The following is a 19,940-nucleotide window of genomic DNA, read 5'->3' as shown; positions in this document are numbered from 1 at the left end:
CGCTCGACTACGTCAGCCCCATGACGTTCGAGAAAAACTGGTTCGCCGCTCAACAGGGACGAGCCGCATAAATCTCTCAGCTATGGGATTCGCTAAACAGGGGCAAGGTCAGAGGGCCTTTTCTTTGAGGGCGTTCATCGGTAAGCGCTGACCAGACAAGGTATCGGCATCAGTTCCGGCGATCAACTTGCCACGAGACTGCGGAAGGCCGGCGTATCGGCTGGAGCTGTCCGGTCAAGTTTTGGGCAAGCGCATGATTGCCATGGAAACCGGTAGCGCGCGGGCTTACCCGGTATGCGCGTGTGCTTGCGTGCGCTTGCGTGCGCTTGCGTGCGTTAGGCAGCAGTGCCGTGTTCGATACACCGATACCCTACCTGTCAGAGAAAACTGCGTTGTCCTGCGTAACGTCGCCAGCGACATCGTGCGCAGTATCGCGCCGGCGCTTTGAGGCGATCGTCTGGACCGTTTGAGCGGCAATCTCATTGGCTTCTGGGACTTTGTGCGAAGAATATTCACGCGTGAGCGTGCGGGAAAGCTATGAAAACGATCGCATCGAAGACGATAGCGTTCAACGGCAAGTTCTTCGGGGCAGCGCCGACGGGCGTGCACAGGGTTGCCGAGCAACTCGTCGCCGCAACTGATGCCTTGATTGCCGGGCAAGCCGGTAACGACGTTGATTATGCCGTCGTAGTCAGAGACAGCGTCGAGGTCCCGCCTTACCGCAATATTTCGTGCGTTCGCGAGAATCCCTGGGTTCGCAGGATACACAGAATCGCGTGGGAACAATGCTATTTTCCCTTGGCTCGCAGAAAGGACTTTATTCTCAACCTCTGCAATCTCGGCCCGCTGTTGCATCGCGATTCGGCGACGATGATCCACGACGCCCAAGTGTATTCTGCACCCGAATCCTATTCCCTGCGTTTTCGCTTGTGGTACAAGTTTCTCTTTTTTTTCATCGGCAAGCGGCACAAGATCATCCTTACCGTTTCGGAATTCTCCAAAAGAGAACTCGTACGCTATGGCATTGCCAGTGCCGACAAGATCGTCGTCGTCTACAACGGTTGCGATCATGTTCTGCAGGTTCAACCCGACGAAGGGCAGCTTGCGGCATTGAGCCTCAAGCCGCGGCGCTATGTGCTCGCGCTCGCGAACACCCAGAAGCACAAGAATATCGGCGTCCTGTTCAAGGCGTTCGCCGGTGCGGAACTGAATGGCGTCGAGCTCGTGCTGTTCGGTGGCGCCACGCAAGCCGATTTCGAAAATCTCGGGCATGTCGTGCCTCCCAATGTGCGATTCGCAGGCCGGATTACCGATCCGGAGCTCGTGGGGCTGATGGCCAATGCCGGCGCGCTTGCCTTTCCTTCGCTAACGGAAGGGTTTGGTTTGCCGCCATTGGAGGCGATGGCACTGGGCTGCCCGGTGATAGCCGCGCCGTTTGGCGCGCTTCCGGAGGTTTGCGGCGAGGCCGCGCTCTATGCGGACCCTTTCAGTCCGGACGCGTGGCGTCTGAATATTCTAACGGCGCTCGACGACGAAGCAACGCGGCAATCGCTAATATCCGCCGGACGTCGGCAGGCTGGCGGCTTCACCTGGAAACGGGCGGCGCGCAACCTGGTCGAGACTGTGAAAGCTGTGACCCGCTAATCTGGAAAAAGATACAGGGGATACGCGATGTCTGTTGATGTTGATTTCTCGCTGGCACTCAATGATCGTACCGGGAAATTTTTTTTGGGAAACGATATTATTTCGTCGCTCGGCAGTCGAGTTGCCAGGGTCCGCTATGGGCGACTTCACGGATTTCCGCGCAGTGATTTCGTGCGCCGTGTCGCGGGTCGCCTGACTCACAAAGAAACAATGGCGAGAGTATATTGGTCATGGCTGATTTCGCTTTTCCCGGTCATCCGCGACCCTCGTCCTACGCTGCATCTCGACCCAGTCAGCGTTGTGCGTCATCGGTTAGAGGCACGCGATATTGTGCTCTGCCATGATGTCGGTCCGATCACGCATCCCCAATACTTCGCACCGGGCGTGGATGAGTTGTATTTGCGGGCCTATGATCAGATCCAGCGAATCAAGCCCCACATGGTATTTGTCAGCAAGACTTCTCAGCGGGAATTTCACAGGCTGTACGGTAACGAATATGCCTCCTCCAATGTCATCTACATTCCGACGCGATTGGGCGCGAAGGAAGGTGATGGGTGTCCGGTGGATGGCATTTCGCGCCCTTTCCTCCTGACGGTGGGGAGTATCGGTGACCGTAAGAATCAAGCCTCTTGTATCGAGGCATTCGCGGCAAGCGGGCTTGCGGAGGAAGGGTGGCAGTATGTCATTGTCGGTGGGGGCGAGCCTGGCGCCAGTACCGCTGTCGAACTCGCGAAGCGGACTCCGGGTGTCGTGTTGCCGGGTTACACGAGTGACGATGAGCTTCGTTGGCTCTACCGTAACGCATCCGGGTTCGTGCTCATGAGTCTTTTGGAAGGGTTCGGGATGCCAGTTATCGAGGCGATAGAGCACGACTTGCCGTGCCTCGTATCCAGTTCCAGCATATTGACGGAAATCGGGGGCAAAGCCATGCTGGACGCCGATCCGCTTGATCGGAAATCCATCGTGACTGGTATGAGGTCGCTAGCCGTAATGTCGGGCGAGGAGCGAAGCCGCCGAATTTCCCAGGCCCACACGCATCTCCGTAAATTTGCCCGTGAACCCATCCTCGCCAGCTGGAGAGAACTGATTGACAGGATTGGCTGAGTCACTCGCTCGTGCTGGCCACGGCGCGTGGCGTGTGTGAGCCTGAAACCGGTCCGGGCGGTAGGCGCAGTTCAGAACGCCATTGTCCGACACAGAGTGAACGTCGAAAGATTGCGTCGGCAATGTGTGAGATGACAGGACAGGTGGGGCGCGACGCGCGGAACCTGGACAGTTCGCAATGCCGCCATGCTTCGAGCGCTCGCTCGATAAGTTCGACAATTGGCAATCGGCCAGGGAGATGACCAACATCGACGCCGGCCTCGATCTCTTTGACAATGGCTTGCACAAACTGGCCGCGGCGGATCGCCATGTCTACTTTCTCGACGATCGCGCTATGTTCAGGAGCCTGTGGGGCGAACGTGACGACCGAGGTCGTCCGCTTTACAAGACATTGCATCTGTCGCCTGGCTGGGCCGTCACCAATACATCCGGCGACGATCCGCACAACGCTCTCGTTGCCGACGGTCACTGCGGCGTGGTCTGGAATACCCCTTGGGCACAGCACCTTGTCACTTCCCTGAATGCCGCATTCGGATTGCATCTCAAACCGATCACGGATGCCGAGGTCATCGGCTTTCTGCAACCCAGCTTCGCTGCAAGCGCGCGATCGGCCCTGGCAATGCCGGCATCCTTATCGAAGTAGCGTGGCATGAGCGACGCCGAACATTCGCCAGGGCGAAGATCGGCAACACTCTACACCAGATGGATGACTTGGCTTGGCTTGTCGAATCTGGTCGTGTGTCGCGATGACTTTCGCGCACGGAAGACGTCTGGTTACGAGCGGCGAGCACATGTTGGCATTGGAGTCTATCAATGGAAGCGAAGATCAGGCTGCGCGATATGCAAATCGTCAGAACCGCGAAGGTTTTCAGGGTTCTCGGAACGATCGGTTATAGCCGCCGATTGATAGAAGGAATCGAACGCACTCGCTCAGGAGCCGCGATTTTCAGATGGATGCTGGGATACAGACGCAGCTTTCGAACGCTTGACGAAGCCGAAAGGGCAGTCAGGCCCTATGCGAAAGGAGGCCATGAACATCCCGTAAATTCGGCCTTGCAGTTCGAGCTCAACCAGTTCGAGCTCAACCGCGTGGCCAAACCCAGTGACTACGCCGCCTTCTATTACCTCCGCGACCGGATCCCTTGCATAAAAAAGATATTCGATATGGGTGGCAATGTTGGCAATCTTTACTATCGCTATCGAGATTATTTGCCCCTGAGACCGGACGCAATCTGGACTGTGTACGATCTGCCCGATAATATCCTGCGCGGGCGGGCATTGGCCAGCGAGAAGAACGTAGACAACCTTCAATTTACCGATGACCTGCAGCAGGCCGAAGGCCTTGATTTATTGATTGTGAGCGGGGCTCTTCACTACTTCGACAAACCATTGCCGGAGTTCATTGAAAATATCAAACAACGTCCAAAATATATCCTGATAAATCGATCACCGCTGACAGAGGGTCCAGAATTCGCTGTCGTTCAAGATTATGCGGGAATGATTCGTGTCGCTTGCAAGGTTTACAACCGTTCGAAACTCGTTGCTGATTTCAAGCGCCTCGGCTACGAGGTGCTGGGTGAATGGCAGGCGGCAGAACTCGGGCTCACCGTCGTAGATCGCCCCTCCTCGAGTGTAGGAGCTTATACAGGCCTATGGCTTGAACAGCTGTAGCCGGACGTGGAAGGGGATGTTCGTGAACGCACATCTACCCGAGAGGCGCGATAGTAGGTACAGGCAATGCGCAGGGAATCTGCCTGGATTTATCAAGTCGCCCGAAAGACCCGGTCGTTTATGGCGGGGATGTAAGGGCGGACGGCTTCAGCCGTTTAATCGTGAAGGGTTGGGCGGGGTCGTGCAGCCGCCACGCTACAGCCGAAGCAGTCAGCCGCTGTTCCGGCTGACGTTGCTGCCTTTTACAGATGGCGAACAGGCCCCTTTGAGGGGCAAGCCATCGAAAGCCACCGGCTCTGACGGTGGATCGTTACTTTTGAGGACCGCGAACTGACACTTCGCACTCTCTCGCAAATCCTGGTGCGATGAGATCGTAAGTTATCCATCAATGGGGGGCATCGTTGCAAATCGCCATCGTCATTCCTTGCTACAACGCCTCTGCGTATGTCGACACTACGTTGCAGACGGTAACGTCACAGACGCATGACGAGGTTGAAATCCTGATCGTCGATGACGGCTCATCGGACGATACCGTCTCGAAGGCTCGGGAGCACCTCGAGGGTTGCCGCCATCGGTGGACGATTCTCACGCAGCCCAACAAGGGGGTTAGTGCTGCCCGAAACCTGGGATGGCAATCGACGACAGCAGACTGGATTCAGTTTCTGGATGCCGACGATTTCCTGGCTCCTACAAAACTGCAGCTTCAGTCGATCGCCTGCCGGACTGCTGATCCGGGTGTCGCCTATGTGATGTCGCGATGGGAAGAGGTCGTCGTCGAACTCGATGCTGCGCGAAGGGTCCGCCTCGCCGAGTGCTCAGCGTTTTCTTCACAGCCGACCGAACTGGAAATTCTCGCCAAGGGACCTCTAATACATTTGGGCCAGAGCGTATTCAGAAGACGATGGATCGCGGATGTGGCCGGCTTCGACGAGAATCTCAAGGTAGATGAGGACCAGGACTTTCTGCTAAAGCTCGCGAAAAAAGGCGCAAAGGTTTTGACGGTGGAGAGCGCAGACCCGCTCTTCGCGTGGAGACAGCAACGACACCGCCGTCTTGGGCTCCGGGGAGCGCGCTACAACGCCATAGACCTCACAGAACAATATATGGAGAACTTCTTCAGGATCACTGAGGGACATCGGCATTCTTTAGACATGCTTTCGGAGGACGATCAGGAAATGCTCAAGCAACGCCTCTCGTCATACATGCGGCTGTTGTATCGATACGATATCGGGGCGTTCCGGACCCGCCTCGCACAACTCGACCAGATGTTCGGACGCTTCCTGCCCTTAAGTCCATCCTATCTCAAGGCATTGTCGCGTTTCGTTGGTTTCGAACGAGCAGAGGATGTCGCCTCAATATACCGGCGTGGCAAAGCCATGGCCGGAGTCGGCGTCGAATAGATCAACTCTGGTCGACCAGACGCGCAAAAAACGCGTTGTGATCTAAGGACAGCGGGATTGTGTGGAACCAGTGGCCGATGCCCGGTCTTGTGGCGGCGCCTGGTTCTCCATGAAGGGCCGTATTTCTGCGAACGGGGCTGGCTCCGTCAACAAAGGCTGATTCTCGCCTAGCAAAAAGCGGGTGAAGAATGCAACAACATAGCGATTGATTTCGGACCAGGTCTTCGCCCTGTTGATTGCAGTTTTGTCGAATGCGGCCTTCCATGGGGGCTTCGCGAGCTTGTCCGCGAAATCATCATGTACCGTACCCTTTACCGTGAAGGTCCAGTTGTTCGGGAGCGTGGCCTGGCGAATCTGGTGCGCAACTGACTCGACCGTCAGCACCGAGTTGATCCGCGTGGCGAAGTCACTATGCAGGAGTTCCTCGCAAGTCGGATAGGTCCAGCCACTATAGAACATCATGTAAGGCACCTCGACATTGCCGCGTTCAGGGCGCCCATACAAGGAGCCGTCAAAATTCACGACGGCCTTGATGCGTCGATCGTCGCTACTCATCTGCGCTGCCGTCGCGCCCCCGAACGAGAACCCGACGGCACCGACCTTCGCCATATCCACACGTTGTCCAAACACCGGAATATTCTGAAATGAGTCGATGATGGCAGAGCCCGATTTCGCCGCCAGTTCAGCCCGGAGGGCTGCGACAGGGCGATAAGCCTCGAAGCTTTCCATCGAATCGCCGGGGATCTCCGATGCCTGAGCTTCGCCCTCTCGTCCGGGAAGACGAGGGGCGTGCACGATGTCGTCCACCGTAGCGACGACGAAACCATGGCTCGCCAAATTTGCGGGCGTAAATGTGCTCTGTTGGCGAACACCGAACCATGATGGAAAGTAAATGATGAGTGGATACTTGGCACGGGCGTCGGACAGCTTTCCATTTCGCGTGAACGGCGGCGAGGTAGGATGTCCGACTGCTGCGATCCACTGCAGAATTGAGCGCCCAATGCCATCGCCGGGCACCTGCGCGGGGTACCAGATATCGACCGGAAGCGAAGGGCCGTCGCTCCCCGTTTTCACATCAACACTGGCGAAGCCGACGGCATAGGGCCCCTCCAACCGGGGCCTGTCTGTGTCGAGGAACATCACGGCACGGATCATTTCCTTCGGGTCGACAAGCCCTGCATACCAGGCGACGCCAATCACCGCCGCGACCACGAGCGCGACAAGACTGGAAGCGGCAAGAGCCCAGGAAGAAGGCGCTGCAGAAATCATGCGGATGCCTCGTCACTGTCAGGAAGCTGGGGAAAGGGACGTGTCCGTGTCGATTCCAGGGAAGTAACACGCTACGCAAACGCGACATAGCCCAACCGCCTTATCCAATCAGATCCGAAATGTATGGTATGCATCGCGGATCTAAGCCTCGGCACGGCTCAGGAATGTTGTCGGACCGTCCTGCTCGTCAGGGCTGGTTTCAACCCCGTTAGCTTCGATTCCGGCCAGGCGCTCACGCAGTTGCTTGCCGATGACAGCGGCGCCGGCCGAGCGGAAAATCTGGTCGTGCATGCCCGGAATCTCGGTGACAACCAGTTTGCCCGTTATCGCCTGATGCCATCCCAGGTCCCAGGCGAACAGGCGTCCGTTGAGCACCTGGCCGCTGCGGAAGATCTGGACGTCGCCGTCATAGGGAGCCGGACGGTACCGCGCCTGCTGAGCCAGCAGATATTCGATGTACCAGCGATTCTCGGAAACCATATGCTCGGAAGCATCGCCCCTGATCAGGCCGAGTTTGAGAGCAAGGTCTGCAATACCGAGCCAGCGAACGATCCGATACTGCTTGAGGAAGGAGACCATGGATGTCTCGCCCCGCATTGCCTTGCGGAAGTCGCGCGGGATGTTGTCCGCACGCACCTGCATCTTGCGCAACTGCCGGTCGTACCAAGGCATCAACTCGCGATAACCGGGGCACCAGGAATCGTTGAGGATGACGAGCTCCACCGTTTCGCCTTCGCGCCGTAGCTGATGTGCCGCCTCCAGTGCCATCGCGCCCAGCACGCAGTGCCCCATGAGGATATAGGGGCCTCTTGGCCGGGCCAGCCTGATCAGCCGCACGGCGTCCGCGGAGATATCCTGGAAAGCACGCTGCGGGAACTCGCGCGGGGCTCCTTCCGGCACCATAGAGATGTCGACGATCGGCCGATCGGAGCCGATTTGCTGAGCCAGTCCGAAGAGTACCGCCACGTTGTTGAGCGCGATGATGGGCGTTCCAGGCGCATCCTCGTTGAATCGAACGATATTGCGTGCTTTTGCCTCCAGCTCAGCCTGACTCATGAAACCGCTGACGCCGACGCCTCCCGCGACTTGCGCCGTGCCTCTCGCGGCAGCGGTCGCCGGCGGCCGCTGCGCCACGATTTCAACGGCTTCCAGCATCTCGCGCCACTTGGCCAGATGCCGGTCGATCGTCTCGACGTCGTAAAGGTCCGTGTCGCCTTCACAGGAGATGCGCCAGCCTTGCGGGCGCCGCACCATAAAGAAGTTGAGGTCGTAGAGCGCGCCTGCGTTGAAGGAAGGCGAGGTCGTCGCGGCGAAATCCTGCCGGCGAACCTCATCGCCCCCGCCGACGAAGCTTTGCTGCAGGGCGAAATTGACCGAGCATAGCGGCGGGCGATCCCCGTCGGAAACCTCACCCACCATTTCCATCATCTCTTCGAACGGCAAGTGGAGATGTTCGATGGCGTCGCTGAGCTTTGCACCGCACTGCGCTGTGACGGAGGCAATGGTGCTGTTTCGAGGAACGTCGAGGCGAAGTATCACCGTGTTGATGAGCGGTCCGACCACCCCCTCGAGTTCCTGCTGATCCCGCACCGACATCTGGGTGCCCATGGCTACACGGATCTGGCCGGTTGCCGTTTGCAGCGCCATCGCGAGGCCGGCGGCCGCAACGCTGAACAGGGTGACGCCTTGGGCCTTGGCAGCCGCAATCAGGCGGTCGCTAAGCGCGCTGGGCAACAGAATGGAGCGAATGACGCCCTGGAAGCGTCGCTCCTGCGACCGGGGACGATCGCCGGGAACGTCGAAGCGGCTGAAATCCTGAAGCTCCTGGCGCCAATGGGTGCGCGCGCGATCGAGCGCACCGCTGGCAAGGAACTCTTCCTTCCACAGCGCGTAGTCGCCATGGTGAAGGTCGACATCGGGGAATTCGGGATCATGGCCGGCATGTAATGCGGCGAGTCCTTCCACCAGTTCACGCACGAGGATTGCGAAGGACCAGCCGTCCATGACAAGCGAATGGAAGGTCAGTTGCAATTCACCCTGCGTGGTCGACCTGGGCAACCATACGGCCCGGAAGAAGGAGGGGGACGACAATTCGAAGGGCGTGCGAGCCTGCTCTCCACCGACACGCTCGGCCTCGGCTACGCCGGCCTTTTCCTCCAAACCGGTGAGGTCGACCACTTCGAGCCGAAAAGGAGCATGGCTCCAGACCTGCTGGCGTAGCCCTGCACCCGTCATCACGAAACGGGTACGCAATATCTCGTGTCGCGCGACCAGTTCGCCGAGCACCTGTTCGATGCTCGCGGCATCGAGCGGACCCGACAATTGCAGCCGGAAGGCGATGTTGAGGGCGGAGGCCTTCGGCGACGCCTTCTGCTCATGCCAGAACCGTACCTGGCAGGCGGTCGCCGGGAACAGGGCGTAGCCGGCTTCGATCTCGTGAGTCGGGGCGATATCCAAGGCTATCCCGTTCATCGCTCAGGCCCCTTCGGCAATTCTGCGTTTGAAGTTGAGGATCGATGGCCGGGCTACAGCGGGAGCCTCCATCAGTTCGTTCTCCTGCGTGCCGTCAAGGCTCGCCGCCAATTCGGCGATCGTAACGTTCTTCATGAGTTGACGGGCATCCACACCCAATCCGCGCTCGTTCATTCGTGCAACGATGCGGAACAGCTGGAGGCTGTCTGCGCCGAGGCTGAAGAACTGCTGGTCGATGCCGATATGCTGCAAGCCGAGCACTTCCCCCCAGATCGCCGCGATGGTGGCCTGAGTCGGCGTCACGGTTGCTGCTTCGGCCGGCACGGCCGGTAGTTCGATCGGCGTGGCCACTGATCCGGCCGGCATGGACGCCTGCGGAACCACCGTGAGAGCGGCGTGCGGCTGACGGACAGGTGTGGCCACCATGTCCGGTGTCGGCACGGGCAGGGCTTTACGGTCGAGCTTGCCATTGCTGGTCTGCGGCAGCGCGTCGAGCGTCATCCACAGGGTCGGCACCATGTAGGCCGGCAATTGCCCGGCAACATGCGCCGCGATCGCTCCCTGGTCGGTCTTGTCAAAGGCAGTCTCGACGATATAGCCCACGAGGCGAGGACTGTCGTTGACGGTATGCAAGGCGACGGCAGCCGCAGCAACGCCGGGCGCCTTACGCAAGGCTGCCTCGATATCCTCGATCTCGATGCGGAAGCCGCGCAGTTTGATCTGCTGGTCGCGACGGCCGAGGTGTAGCAGCGAGCCGTCGGCAAGCCGCTTGGCAAGATCGCCGGTGCGGTAGAGCCGGCGCGGCGCAGCACCCTCGATGGCAACCGGCCTGAAAGCGGCATCGGTGAGATCGGGACGGTTGAAATAGCCCTTTGCCAGGCCTTCGCCGCCAATCCACAGTTCGCCGCTGACACCTTCGGGCGCCAGATGCAGGTCGTCGGTCAGCACATGCAGGTCCGTATTGGCGATGGGGGCGCCGATGACCACGGGCCCGTTCGCAACAACACGCAAGGCAGAAGACCAGATCGTTGTCTCCGTCGGGCCATAGAGGTTCCACACCTGAGCGCCGGTCGCCAGCAGATCGTCGGCGAGATCGCGCGGCAACGGCTCACCGCCGCAAAGGATCTTGAAGCCCTTCGGTGCCTTGAAGCCGGCCTCCAGCAGCATGCGCCACAGCGATGGCGTGGCCTGGAGAACGGTGGCGGCCTCGTCCTTCAGCCGGGTCACCAACTCGTAGCCGGTGCGCACCTCGGCATGGCCTGCGATGAAGGTCTGCCCACCGACGATGAGCGGCAGGAACAGCTCGAGGCCGGAAATATCGAAGGAGAACGTGGTGACAGCGACGACGCGGTCTCTCGCCGTAAACCCCGGCGCTTGTGCCATCGACAACAGGAAGTTGCTCAGCGCGCGATGGCCGATCTCCACACCCTTGGGCTGGCCCGTCGAGCCCGAAGTGAAGATGACGTAGGCCGAATCTGCATCCGACACGACGGGCAAAGTCACGGCCTCGTCGCCGCTGTCCTCATCGTCGTCGCACTCCTCAAGGAGAGCCTCCAGTTCCAGCACGCGATGTTCACCCGGTTCCAGCACCGTCCGGCTTCCTGCATCGCTGAGGATGGCGGCGATGTCAGCACCATCGAGGATCTGGCGCAGGCGCGCAGGGGGCATCGTCATGTCGAGGGGCACATACGCGCAACCGGCGCGCCACACGCCAATCATGGCAGCCACGGTCATCGCAGTGCGGTCCATCGCAATGGCGACGCGTCCGCGCGGCGCTATACCCGCTGCCACGAGCCTGCGGGCGATCTGGCTGGCGCGTGCATCGAGCTCGCGATAGGCGAGGCTCTCCGCCTCATCCGACACGGCCGTCGTATCGGGGGTTTGGCGGGCCTGCGCGGCGATCATCGCCGGGACCGTCTGCGAGAGATCGTAGTCACGCTGGGACGCATTCAGCTCGTCGCGAAGGTGGTGAATCTCGGTTTCGCTCAACAGAGGGAGTGCCGCAACCGGCGTCGTGGCATCGTGGGCGATCGCCGCAAGCAAGGTTTCGTAGTAGCCGAGCCAACGCCCGACCGTCGACTCGTCATAGACGTCGGTGTTGAAGTCGCAATCCAGACGAAGACCCTGGGGCGATTCGATCACGTTCAGGAACAGATCGAAGTTGCTGTAGGCCTTCGCGTTCGGCGTAAAGTGCGTGGCCACGCCGGCCATGTCGAGCAGTTCGTCGACCTTCTCCAGATTGAACTGCAGATCGGTCAGCGGCAGTCGATTGAAATCGCGCTTGATACCGAGATCGCGCACCAGCGCGCCATAGGTGTAGTTCTGCCGGTCACCGGCGTCGAAGACATGATCACGCACTGCCTTCATGTGCGCGGCGAATGGCTGGTTGCGGTCGAACTTGACTCGCAGTGGCAGGAAATTGACGCAGTGCCCGACCAGAAGCGCTTCGCCGGCTTGAGACTGGCCGGCCATCGGGGCGGCGACGACGACATCGTCATTGCCGGATAGACGGCCAAACAACACCTGGAAGGCGCCTAACAGGGTGGCAAACAGCGAGCAGCCCTGCTTCGACGAAGCGGCTTTTACCTGCTTGAGAAGATTGGCACCCAGCTGGCGTGTGGTCGAGGCGCCGCGGAAGCTCTTGAACTCCGGGCGCGGGCGGTCGCCGGGCAAGTCGAGCTGCGGCGCGGGGTCGCGATGGAGGTTCAGCCAGAAGTCGCGCGTCTCCTTGTCGACACCGGCCTCATCCTGCGCCTTGGCGAAAGCGAGAAAACTCTGCACCTCGTCGAGCTCGGGCTCCTTGCCCGAAATCCCGGCCGCGTAGAGGGCGCCCAGGTCGCGCAGGATGATGTTGATCGACCATCCGTCGCAAACGATGTGATGCGCGGTGAAGACGAAGGCCCACTTCTGGGCTTCCAGACGCACCAGCGCGGCGCTCACTAGCGGAGCACGAGTGAGATCGAAGACCTCACGCGCTTCCGCATCGATGAAGGTCTGAAGTTCTCCGGTCGCATCGGGGTGGCCGGAAAGGTCGATCTTTTCCAGCGGAACGGTAGTCGCAGCATCCGCGAACATCTTGTCGCCGACGCGTGAGAAGCGAGCGCGCAACGCATCGTGGCGGGCAATCGTCGCCGCGAAGGCGCGTTCGAAAGCGGCCTCGTTCAAGTGGCCCGTGAGCTCGAGGGTGAAGGACTCATTGAACGCGAGCGATGCTTCATTGCCCAGTTGAGCCGACATCCAGATTTCTTTCTGAGGCTCGGTGAGCGGAGACTCCACGAGGGGCTTCTGTTCGGCCGGCGGTGTCAAAGCGAGGGCGTCCTTCGTGCCGCCGAGAATACCTACGCTTTGGAGTGCGGAAATACTTTCGACGAAGGCATCGCCGATCTTGCGGATGTCCTCATCCGAATGGCTGGTCGTCAGGAAGCACGGGAAGCCTTCCATGATGTGGACGCCGAGGTAGCGCATATAGGCATAGAACAGACTGCCCAGGCGGTCTTCGCCTGCAAAACTGATATAGAACCAGCTCGAGAAGGATTCCGCCCGCGTGGCGATGCCGACTTTCTCCAGATGGGCATTGATGCGTTGGACGAGGCCGTTCATGCGGGCGCCAAGCGATTCCTGCAGCGCCGGGCCTGCCTCCTTGAGGTGCAGGAGGACGGCTTTCATCGCCGCCAGCACCACGGGATGGCGCACGAAAGTGCCGGCGAAGAAGGTCGGCGGGACTTCGGGAACCGAGGCGTCGCCGAATTGCCACTGGCCACCGTCGAGCGCATCCATGAACTGCGCGCTGCCGGCGAGCACGCCGACGGGCAGGCCGCCGCCGACCACCTTGCCGTAGGTCGCCATGTCGCCCTTGATACCCCAATAGCCTTGCATGCCGGCCGGATGGACGCGAAAGCCCGTCACGACCTCGTCGACGATAAGGGCGGACTCGTTGGCTGCCGTGACTTCGCGCAGTTGCTGCACGAATTCCTTCGGTCGCAGATTCGGATGGCGCGACTGCACAGGCTCGATCAGGACAGCGGCGATATCGTCGATATTGGCTTTGATCCACTCGAGGCTTTCGGACCTGGCGTAGGGCAGCACGACCATGTTGCCAACGGAGCTCTGCGGGATGCCGGGCGCGAGTGGGAAAGCACGCGGCACGCCGGCCTCGCTGCCCGGCTTGACGAGGACTTCGTCGAACTGGCCGTGGTAGTCGCCGTCGAAGCAGACGACCTTCTCCTTGCCTGTCACGGTGCGCGCGAGACGCATCGCTGCCATCACGGCTTCCGAACCGGTATTGCAGAAGGTGACGCGCTCGTGCCCGGTCATCTCGGCGAACATCTGGGCGACCTCGCCTGCCAGCGGGGATTGCGGGCCGATGGCAAAGCCTTCCGCCATCTGCGCGTTGACCGCCTCCACCACGAAATCCGGCGTATGGCCGAACGCGGTCTGACCGTAGCCGTTGACTACATCGATATATTCATTGCCGTCGACATCCCAGATCTTCGAGCCCTTGGAGCGCTGGGCGACGATGGGATAGACAAGCTCCTTCCATTCCTCGCGGAAGCCGCTGGCGGTACGCGGATCGGCAAGCACAGAACGGTAGGATTGCGTACGAGATTTGGAAGTGGCCGTCCTCGCCGAGTAGCGAGCCGACAGATCGGCGATGAACGCCGTCTGGGCATCGGTGATCTGCGCCGAGCCTGTAGCGCCAGGCTTGTACGCGTTAAAGCGCGTCGGCCGGTTCTCCTCGAACTTGATCTCGGGGCCGGTGGGCTGCGCGGAAGCCGCGGCCGGTGCGGCCGGTGCGGCCGACGCGAGCGCGGCGCTCGGAGCGGGGGCCTGGATTGCCGCTGCAGGCTGCTGGAGCGCTAGCGGCGCGCCCTGGAGCACCTCGAGCTGACGCGACATCAGGGACTGCATCGCAGCGAGCTGGTCGCGGAATACCGATTGGATGTCGCCCGTGGCCGGGGTAGCGGCCATGATGGGGGCGGCCAGTCCCGCAACGGCGACCGGCGCAGCGCCGATGGGAGCGGCTGATGCGGCAACGGCAACTGGCGAAGCCTCGGCTGCGGCCGGCGCGATCTGCGGTTCCGGATCAGGCGGCAAAGCGCCATCGAGGAACTGCGCCAGGGCGGGCAGCGTCGGATAGTCGCTCATGATCTGCCGGAAGCTGATCGTGACGTCGTAGCGGCGGCGCAACTGCCGGGAGACTTGTCCCATGAACAGAGAGTCGTATCCGAGATCCCAGAAGGTCACGTCCGGATTGGACGTATCCGGCGCTTCGCCGGACATCTCGGTGAGAAGCGACGCCAGTTCGGTAATGAGACGCGGTTTGCGGTCGATTTGGACGGCTTGGGTCATGGCGGTCTGGGCAATGTGGGTTATGGCGTCGGACGAGACTGGAGCGGCAATCGCCGCCGTGGCCGTCGTCGGGTGGCTTGAAGAGGCAGTTGCAGGGGCGTCAATCCAATGCCGTTCCGGTTCGAACGGATAGGTCGGTAGCGAGACACGGCGGGCGGCTTCGGCCTGGACGGTTTTCCAGTTCGGCGTGACACCGTTCAGCCACAACCGCCCGGTCGCCTCGGCGAGGACGGAAAGTTCCCGCTCGCGTATCGCGAAATCAGGCAGGGAGGCAATCGCGCCCAGATATCGGTCCTTGGGCAATCCCTGCATGGCAAACGTCGACAGCGTCCGGCCAGGGCCGATTTCGAGGAGAAGGGGTTTGTCCTGCGCTGTCACCGTGGCCAGTGCGTCACTGAAGCGCACCACGTTGCGGCAATGACTGGCCCAGTAACGTCCGGGCACCGGCTGATCCATCGCCGCCCACTCGCCGGTCACGGTGGACACGTACGGGATCTTCGGCCTGGCGAAAGAAAGGGTGTCCGCAAGCCGGGCAAGATCTTCAACGACGCCGGACATCATGCGCGAGTGGAAGGCATGCGAGGTATGCAGACGTCGATGCTCGATATCGCTCGCCTTCAGCGTGGCCTCGAAAGCCTCGATGGCCGCGAAGGGGCCCGCCACTACGCTGAGCGACGGCGCATTGACTGCAGCGAGGTCGACATCGTCGGGCAGGATGGGCCCGAGATCGGCCTCCGACAGACGCACGACCAGCATCGCACCCGGTTCGGCCGACTGCATGAGCGCGCCACGCCGGGCGATCAGGTACAGCGCATCCTCGAAAGCGATCGCCTCGGCCACGCAGGCTGCGACCAGTTCGCCGACGCTGTGGCCGATCATCGCCGTCGGCTTGATGCCGCGTGAGATCCACAGCTGCGCCAGCGCATATTCGACCAGGAACAGGGCCGGCTGCGCGTAGATCGTCGAACGGATGGGGTGGGGCGTGTCGTCGCTTTCCGGGACCTCGCTGAACAGCAGGGTCCGGATATCGAGTCCGACATGCGGAGCCAGCGCTTCGGCACCCTTATCGATCCACTGGCGATACACCGGCTCGGTGCGATAGAGCGCTTCGCCCATGCCCGGATACTGGGCGCCCTGGCCGGGAAACATAAAGACCACCGCGGGCGTGACCTGAGGGGCCTGGGCTTCGATGGCCCCCTTTTGGAGCTTCGCCTGAGCCTGATCGAGACTCTCGGCGATGACCACGGCGCGGTGGGTGAAGGAGCGGCGGCCCGTTTGCAGCGTCGCGGCCACGTCGGCGAGCGAGAGACCGGAATGGGCTGCCAGATGGCTGGCGAGATGGGCCTTGGTGCGTTCGAGCGCTGCCGCGCTCCGCGCCGAGAGCGGCAATATCTGCAGTCCCTCTTGCGGCGCTTCTTGCGACTCACAGGCGGCGTTGGCGCGGCAGGGCGCTTCCTCCAACACCACATGGACATTCGTACCGCCGACGCCGAAGGAACTCACGCCAGCGCGACGCGGTGCGGGGCCATCGGCCCAGGGACTCGCAGCCGCGTTGAAAAAGAACGGGCTGTTAGCCGAGTCGATGGCCGGATTGGGCGAACGGAAATGCAGGAGCGGCGGCAAGACACGGTCGCGCAAGGCGAGTGACGCCGCGATGAAACCCGTCACGCCGGCCGCCGCGTCAAGGTGCCCGACATTGGCCTTCGCCGAGCCGAGGGCACAGAACTGGCCGCCCTCGACGCCGCCCAGGCGGAACGCCTGCACCAGGCCGGCGAATTCAATGGGGTCTCCAAGCGGCGTCGCCGTACCGTGGGCCTCGACATAGCCAATGGAGGCCGGATCAATGTCGGCTTCGGCGTGTGCGATGGCAATGGCGCGGGCCTGAGCATCGACGCTGGGAGCCGTGAAGCCGACCTTGTCGGAGCCGTCGTTGTTGATGCCGACACCACGGATCACGGCATAGATCGGATCCTCGTCGGCGATAGCGTCCTCGAGACGTTTCAGCAAGACAACGCCGGCGCCGCTACCGAACACCGTGCCGCTGGCCCCGGCATCAAACGGGCGGCAAACCCCATCGGGCGCGCCCATTCCGCCTTCCTCATAGAAGTAGCCGCGCTTCTGCGGGAAGGTGACCGACACACCGCCGGCCAGCGCCATGTCACAGCGTCCCGATCGCAGGTTCTCCACGGCCAGGCCAATCGCGGTCATCGAGGTAGAGCATGCCGTCTGTACCGATATGGCCGGCCCCGTGAGGCCGAGCTTGTAGGCGGTGCGGGTAGCGACGAAATCACCGGCCCCCACCAGCTTTTGATACTCGCCGATCTGAAACTGGCTCGTGAACTCGTCGATCACGCCACGATCGGACAGGACATGCTTGAGGAAGTAGGTATTCATCGAGGTGCCGGCGAATACCCCGACGGCGCCGGCGATCGTCGCCGGATCATAGCCGGCGTCTTCGAACGCCTCCCAGGCGATCTGGAGGAAAAGGCGCTGCTGTGGGTCGGTCAGTGCCGCTTCGCGCGCTAGCATCCCAAAAAAACCGGCATCGAAGCGGTCGACGTCAGAGAGTATCGGCTTCGCCTTGACGTAACGCTCTTCGCGGCGAGAGCCGTCGTCGAAACTGTCTTCCAGTTCCGTCACGTCGAAATGCGTGATGCAGTCTCGCCCCGCAAGGATGTTGGCCCAGAACTCGGAGACATTGCGCGCGCCCGGAAACCGTCCTGACATGCCGATGACTGCGATAGCCCCGCCTTGCGTGTCCCGGCGCAGCCGGATTGCCTCATCCTTCACCACCCCGAGAGTGGCACGCAGATGCGTGGCCAGCGCCTCGACGTTAGGATGGCGAAACAGATCTACCAGCGCAACCTTGGCCGCCACGTCGCGCATGATGATGGCGTGCGCCTTCATCAGATCCAGCGAGCGCAATCCAAGGTCAAAGAAATTCGACCGGCGATCGACGGGGTTGCCGAGGAGTCCCTCGAACACAGCCGCCAGCTTTGCGGCGATGTCGTCGTCCATCGGCTCGGGTGCGGCCGGTGCGGCGGCAGGTGTATCGAGCCCCGCAAGCAGGGCTTTGCGGTCGACCTTGCCATTCGGTGTCAGAGGAAAGGCCGGCAGGATTCGCAACTCCGCCGGCATCATGTAGTCAGGCAAAGCAGCCTTGAGATAAGCGCGTATTCCGTCCAGCAGGACGGCCGCAGCCGCCACATCGGCCTTCACGAAGCCGGCGATGGATTTCCCCCTGCGGCCCTCGAACGCCGCCACGGCCGCATCCGCTACGCCGGGAGCCGCACGCAGGGCATGTTCGACTTCATCGAGCTCGATGCGTTTGCCGGCGATCTTGATTTGCCGATCGTTGCGGCCCAGGAAATCAATGGCGCCGTCCGGGCGCCGGCGGACCAGGTCACCGGTGCGGTAGAGCTTGGCGCCGGGGGTGAAGACGTCGTCGACGAACTTCTCCGCCGTCAGTTCGGGGCGGTTGAGGTAGCCAAGTGCAACGCCGTCACCGCCCACGACGAGCTCACCCACTTCTCCCTCGTCGACAGGCGCAAACTTATCGTCCAGGATGTAGACGCGCGTGCCCGCGATGGCGTCGCCGATGGGAATCGCGTCGCCATTTGCCAGGGCCTCGCCGCCGCGCGGAATGCGGTAGCAGCAGGAGAAGGTCGTGTTCTCGGTCGGGCCGTAGCCGTTGACGATCTGTATCCCGGCATGGGCCTCGATGACCTTGCGTACATGCACCGGCGATAGCACGTCCCCGCCTGTCAGCACTTCCTTGAACGGAACAAAGGCTTCCAGCCGATAGTCGGCGAGCGCATTGAAGAGGCCGGCCGTGAACCAGGCATTCGTGACGCCGAGTCGCGCAATCTCAGAGGCGATGGTGTCGAGCGAAGGCTGAACCTCGTTGATGATAGCGGCACAGCCACCGTTCAGCAGCGGCCCCCAGATCTCCAGCGTACTTGCATCGAACGCGAGCGGCGCCAGGTTGAGGAAGCGCGTCTGCGCCGACAGGTCAGCGAAGGTCTGGCCATGCACCAGGCGCAGAATCGCGCGGTGCGGCACGATCACGCCCTTGGGTTTGCCGGTCGAGCCGGAGGTGTACATGATGTAGGCAGGGTCGTCGCCACCGCACGCCTGGAGCAGAGCGGGATCAGCAGCCTCCGACGATGCCACGAGATCCGCCAGATCGACCAGCGCTCCATTCAGGTCGCCAACGCTGGCGAGAGCGGCCCCTTCTGCGACGATGAGCTTGGGCAAGCAATCGGCAACGATGAAATCGAGTTGCGCCCGGGGATAGGCCGGATCCAGCGGCACATAGACGGCTCCCAGACGCAGGATCGCGAGGATCAAAGCCAGCGTGTCCCGGCTGCGCGGAACCATGATGGCGCAGCGCTCGCCACGCTCCAGTCCCATGCGGTACAGGACAGTTGCAAGACGGGCCGAACGTTCGCCGAGGGCAGCATAACTTTCTTCACCCGTCGTATCGATCGCAGCAAGATGATTGCCAAACGCCGCACATACGGCATCGAAGCGCTCTGCCACGCCAGGTACATGACCGGGCCCGCTCGGCAAGTCGCCTAAATATCCATCTCTGTGTGACATTTGCCGATCTCCAATAATTTAGATGAAGGCCTTGTACTGAGCCACGCCTCGCGATAAGCGCGCAGCGAGTGCACATAACGGCGGCCGGTCACGTGAGGCGCAAGCAGCACGAGGCTATCCACGCCAGGCCCGTGCCTAAAGCGAGAAATTTGCTGTAAGTGGAAGTTAATCTTCCGCGGCTTGCGTATCCGTACGCCGTCGCACACACGAACGATGCAACAACACATCGCTCCCGAAGAGTTCGCGCGCCCGGAGCGTGTCGGGCACGTTTGCTTAAACCTGGAAGGTGGCGGGAGGACAGACCGCACGCGATATTCGCGTGACGTTTCGGAAGGAGAATGGCGCCAAACCGCTCGATATGGCGCAAGCAGATGTGTTGTGGCGCGTTGTGGCGCGCTGTGGCGTATACGGTTCTAACTATGTGCGCCA

At 61.3% G+C, this 19,940-nt stretch carries 8 protein-coding genes; 5 read left to right on the top strand and 3 right to left on the bottom strand.

Going from position 1 to position 19,940, the window contains the following annotated elements; translation table 11 throughout:
- The first annotated feature begins 537 nt into the window (after window positions 1–537).
- The 5 genes from KHO33_RS06920 (at window position 538) to KHO33_RS06900 (ending at window position 5,819) form a co-directional block, all read left to right on the top strand.
- Window positions 538–1,644, top strand: a complete 1,107-nt coding sequence (locus KHO33_RS06920; RefSeq protein WP_054034610.1) for a glycosyltransferase family 4 protein — start codon at window positions 538–540, stop codon at window positions 1,642–1,644.
- A gap of 27 nt (window positions 1,645–1,671) precedes the next feature.
- A complete protein-coding gene (locus KHO33_RS06915; RefSeq protein ID WP_128576095.1) occupies window positions 1,672–2,748 on the top strand; it encodes a glycosyltransferase in 1,077 nt (358 codons plus the stop codon).
- A gap of 238 nt (window positions 2,749–2,986) precedes the next feature.
- On the top strand, window positions 2,987–3,391 hold the full coding sequence (locus tag KHO33_RS06910) for a hypothetical protein (protein ID WP_234475049.1): 405 nt from the start codon (window positions 2,987–2,989) through the stop codon (window positions 3,389–3,391).
- Window positions 3,392–3,561: 170 nt separating this feature from the next.
- On the top strand, window positions 3,562–4,419 hold the full coding sequence (locus KHO33_RS06905) for a methyltransferase, TIGR04325 family (RefSeq protein ID WP_054034608.1): 858 nt from the start codon (window positions 3,562–3,564) through the stop codon (window positions 4,417–4,419).
- 401 nt (window positions 4,420–4,820) lie between these two features.
- A complete protein-coding gene (locus tag KHO33_RS06900; protein ID WP_200564482.1) occupies window positions 4,821–5,819 on the top strand; it encodes a glycosyltransferase family 2 protein in 999 nt (332 codons plus the stop codon).
- Between the two features lie 42 nt (window positions 5,820–5,861).
- Here the strand turns inward: KHO33_RS06900 and KHO33_RS06895 are convergent, their stop codons facing one another.
- The 3 genes from KHO33_RS06895 to KHO33_RS06885 form a co-directional block, all read right to left on the bottom strand.
- Entirely contained in the window at window positions 5,862–7,088 is a 1,227-nt protein-coding gene (locus KHO33_RS06895; RefSeq protein ID WP_054034606.1) for an alpha/beta hydrolase family protein, read from the bottom strand.
- 141 nt (window positions 7,089–7,229) lie between these two features.
- Window positions 7,230–9,560, bottom strand: a complete 2,331-nt coding sequence (locus tag KHO33_RS06890; RefSeq protein WP_200564483.1) for a condensation domain-containing protein — start codon at window positions 9,558–9,560, stop codon at window positions 7,230–7,232.
- 3 nt (window positions 9,561–9,563) lie between these two features.
- On the bottom strand, window positions 9,564–19,451 hold the full coding sequence (locus tag KHO33_RS06885) for a non-ribosomal peptide synthetase/type I polyketide synthase (protein ID WP_236062559.1): 9,888 nt from the start codon (window positions 19,449–19,451) through the stop codon (window positions 9,564–9,566).
- Between the last annotated feature and the right edge of the window lie 489 nt (window positions 19,452–19,940).

Origin of the sequence: Paraburkholderia nemoris (assembly GCF_905221015.1) — a bacterium.
In the GTDB taxonomy this organism is placed as follows: domain Bacteria; phylum Pseudomonadota; class Gammaproteobacteria; order Burkholderiales; family Burkholderiaceae; genus Paraburkholderia; species Paraburkholderia nemoris.
This window is presented reverse-complemented; position numbering and strand designations above follow the sequence as displayed.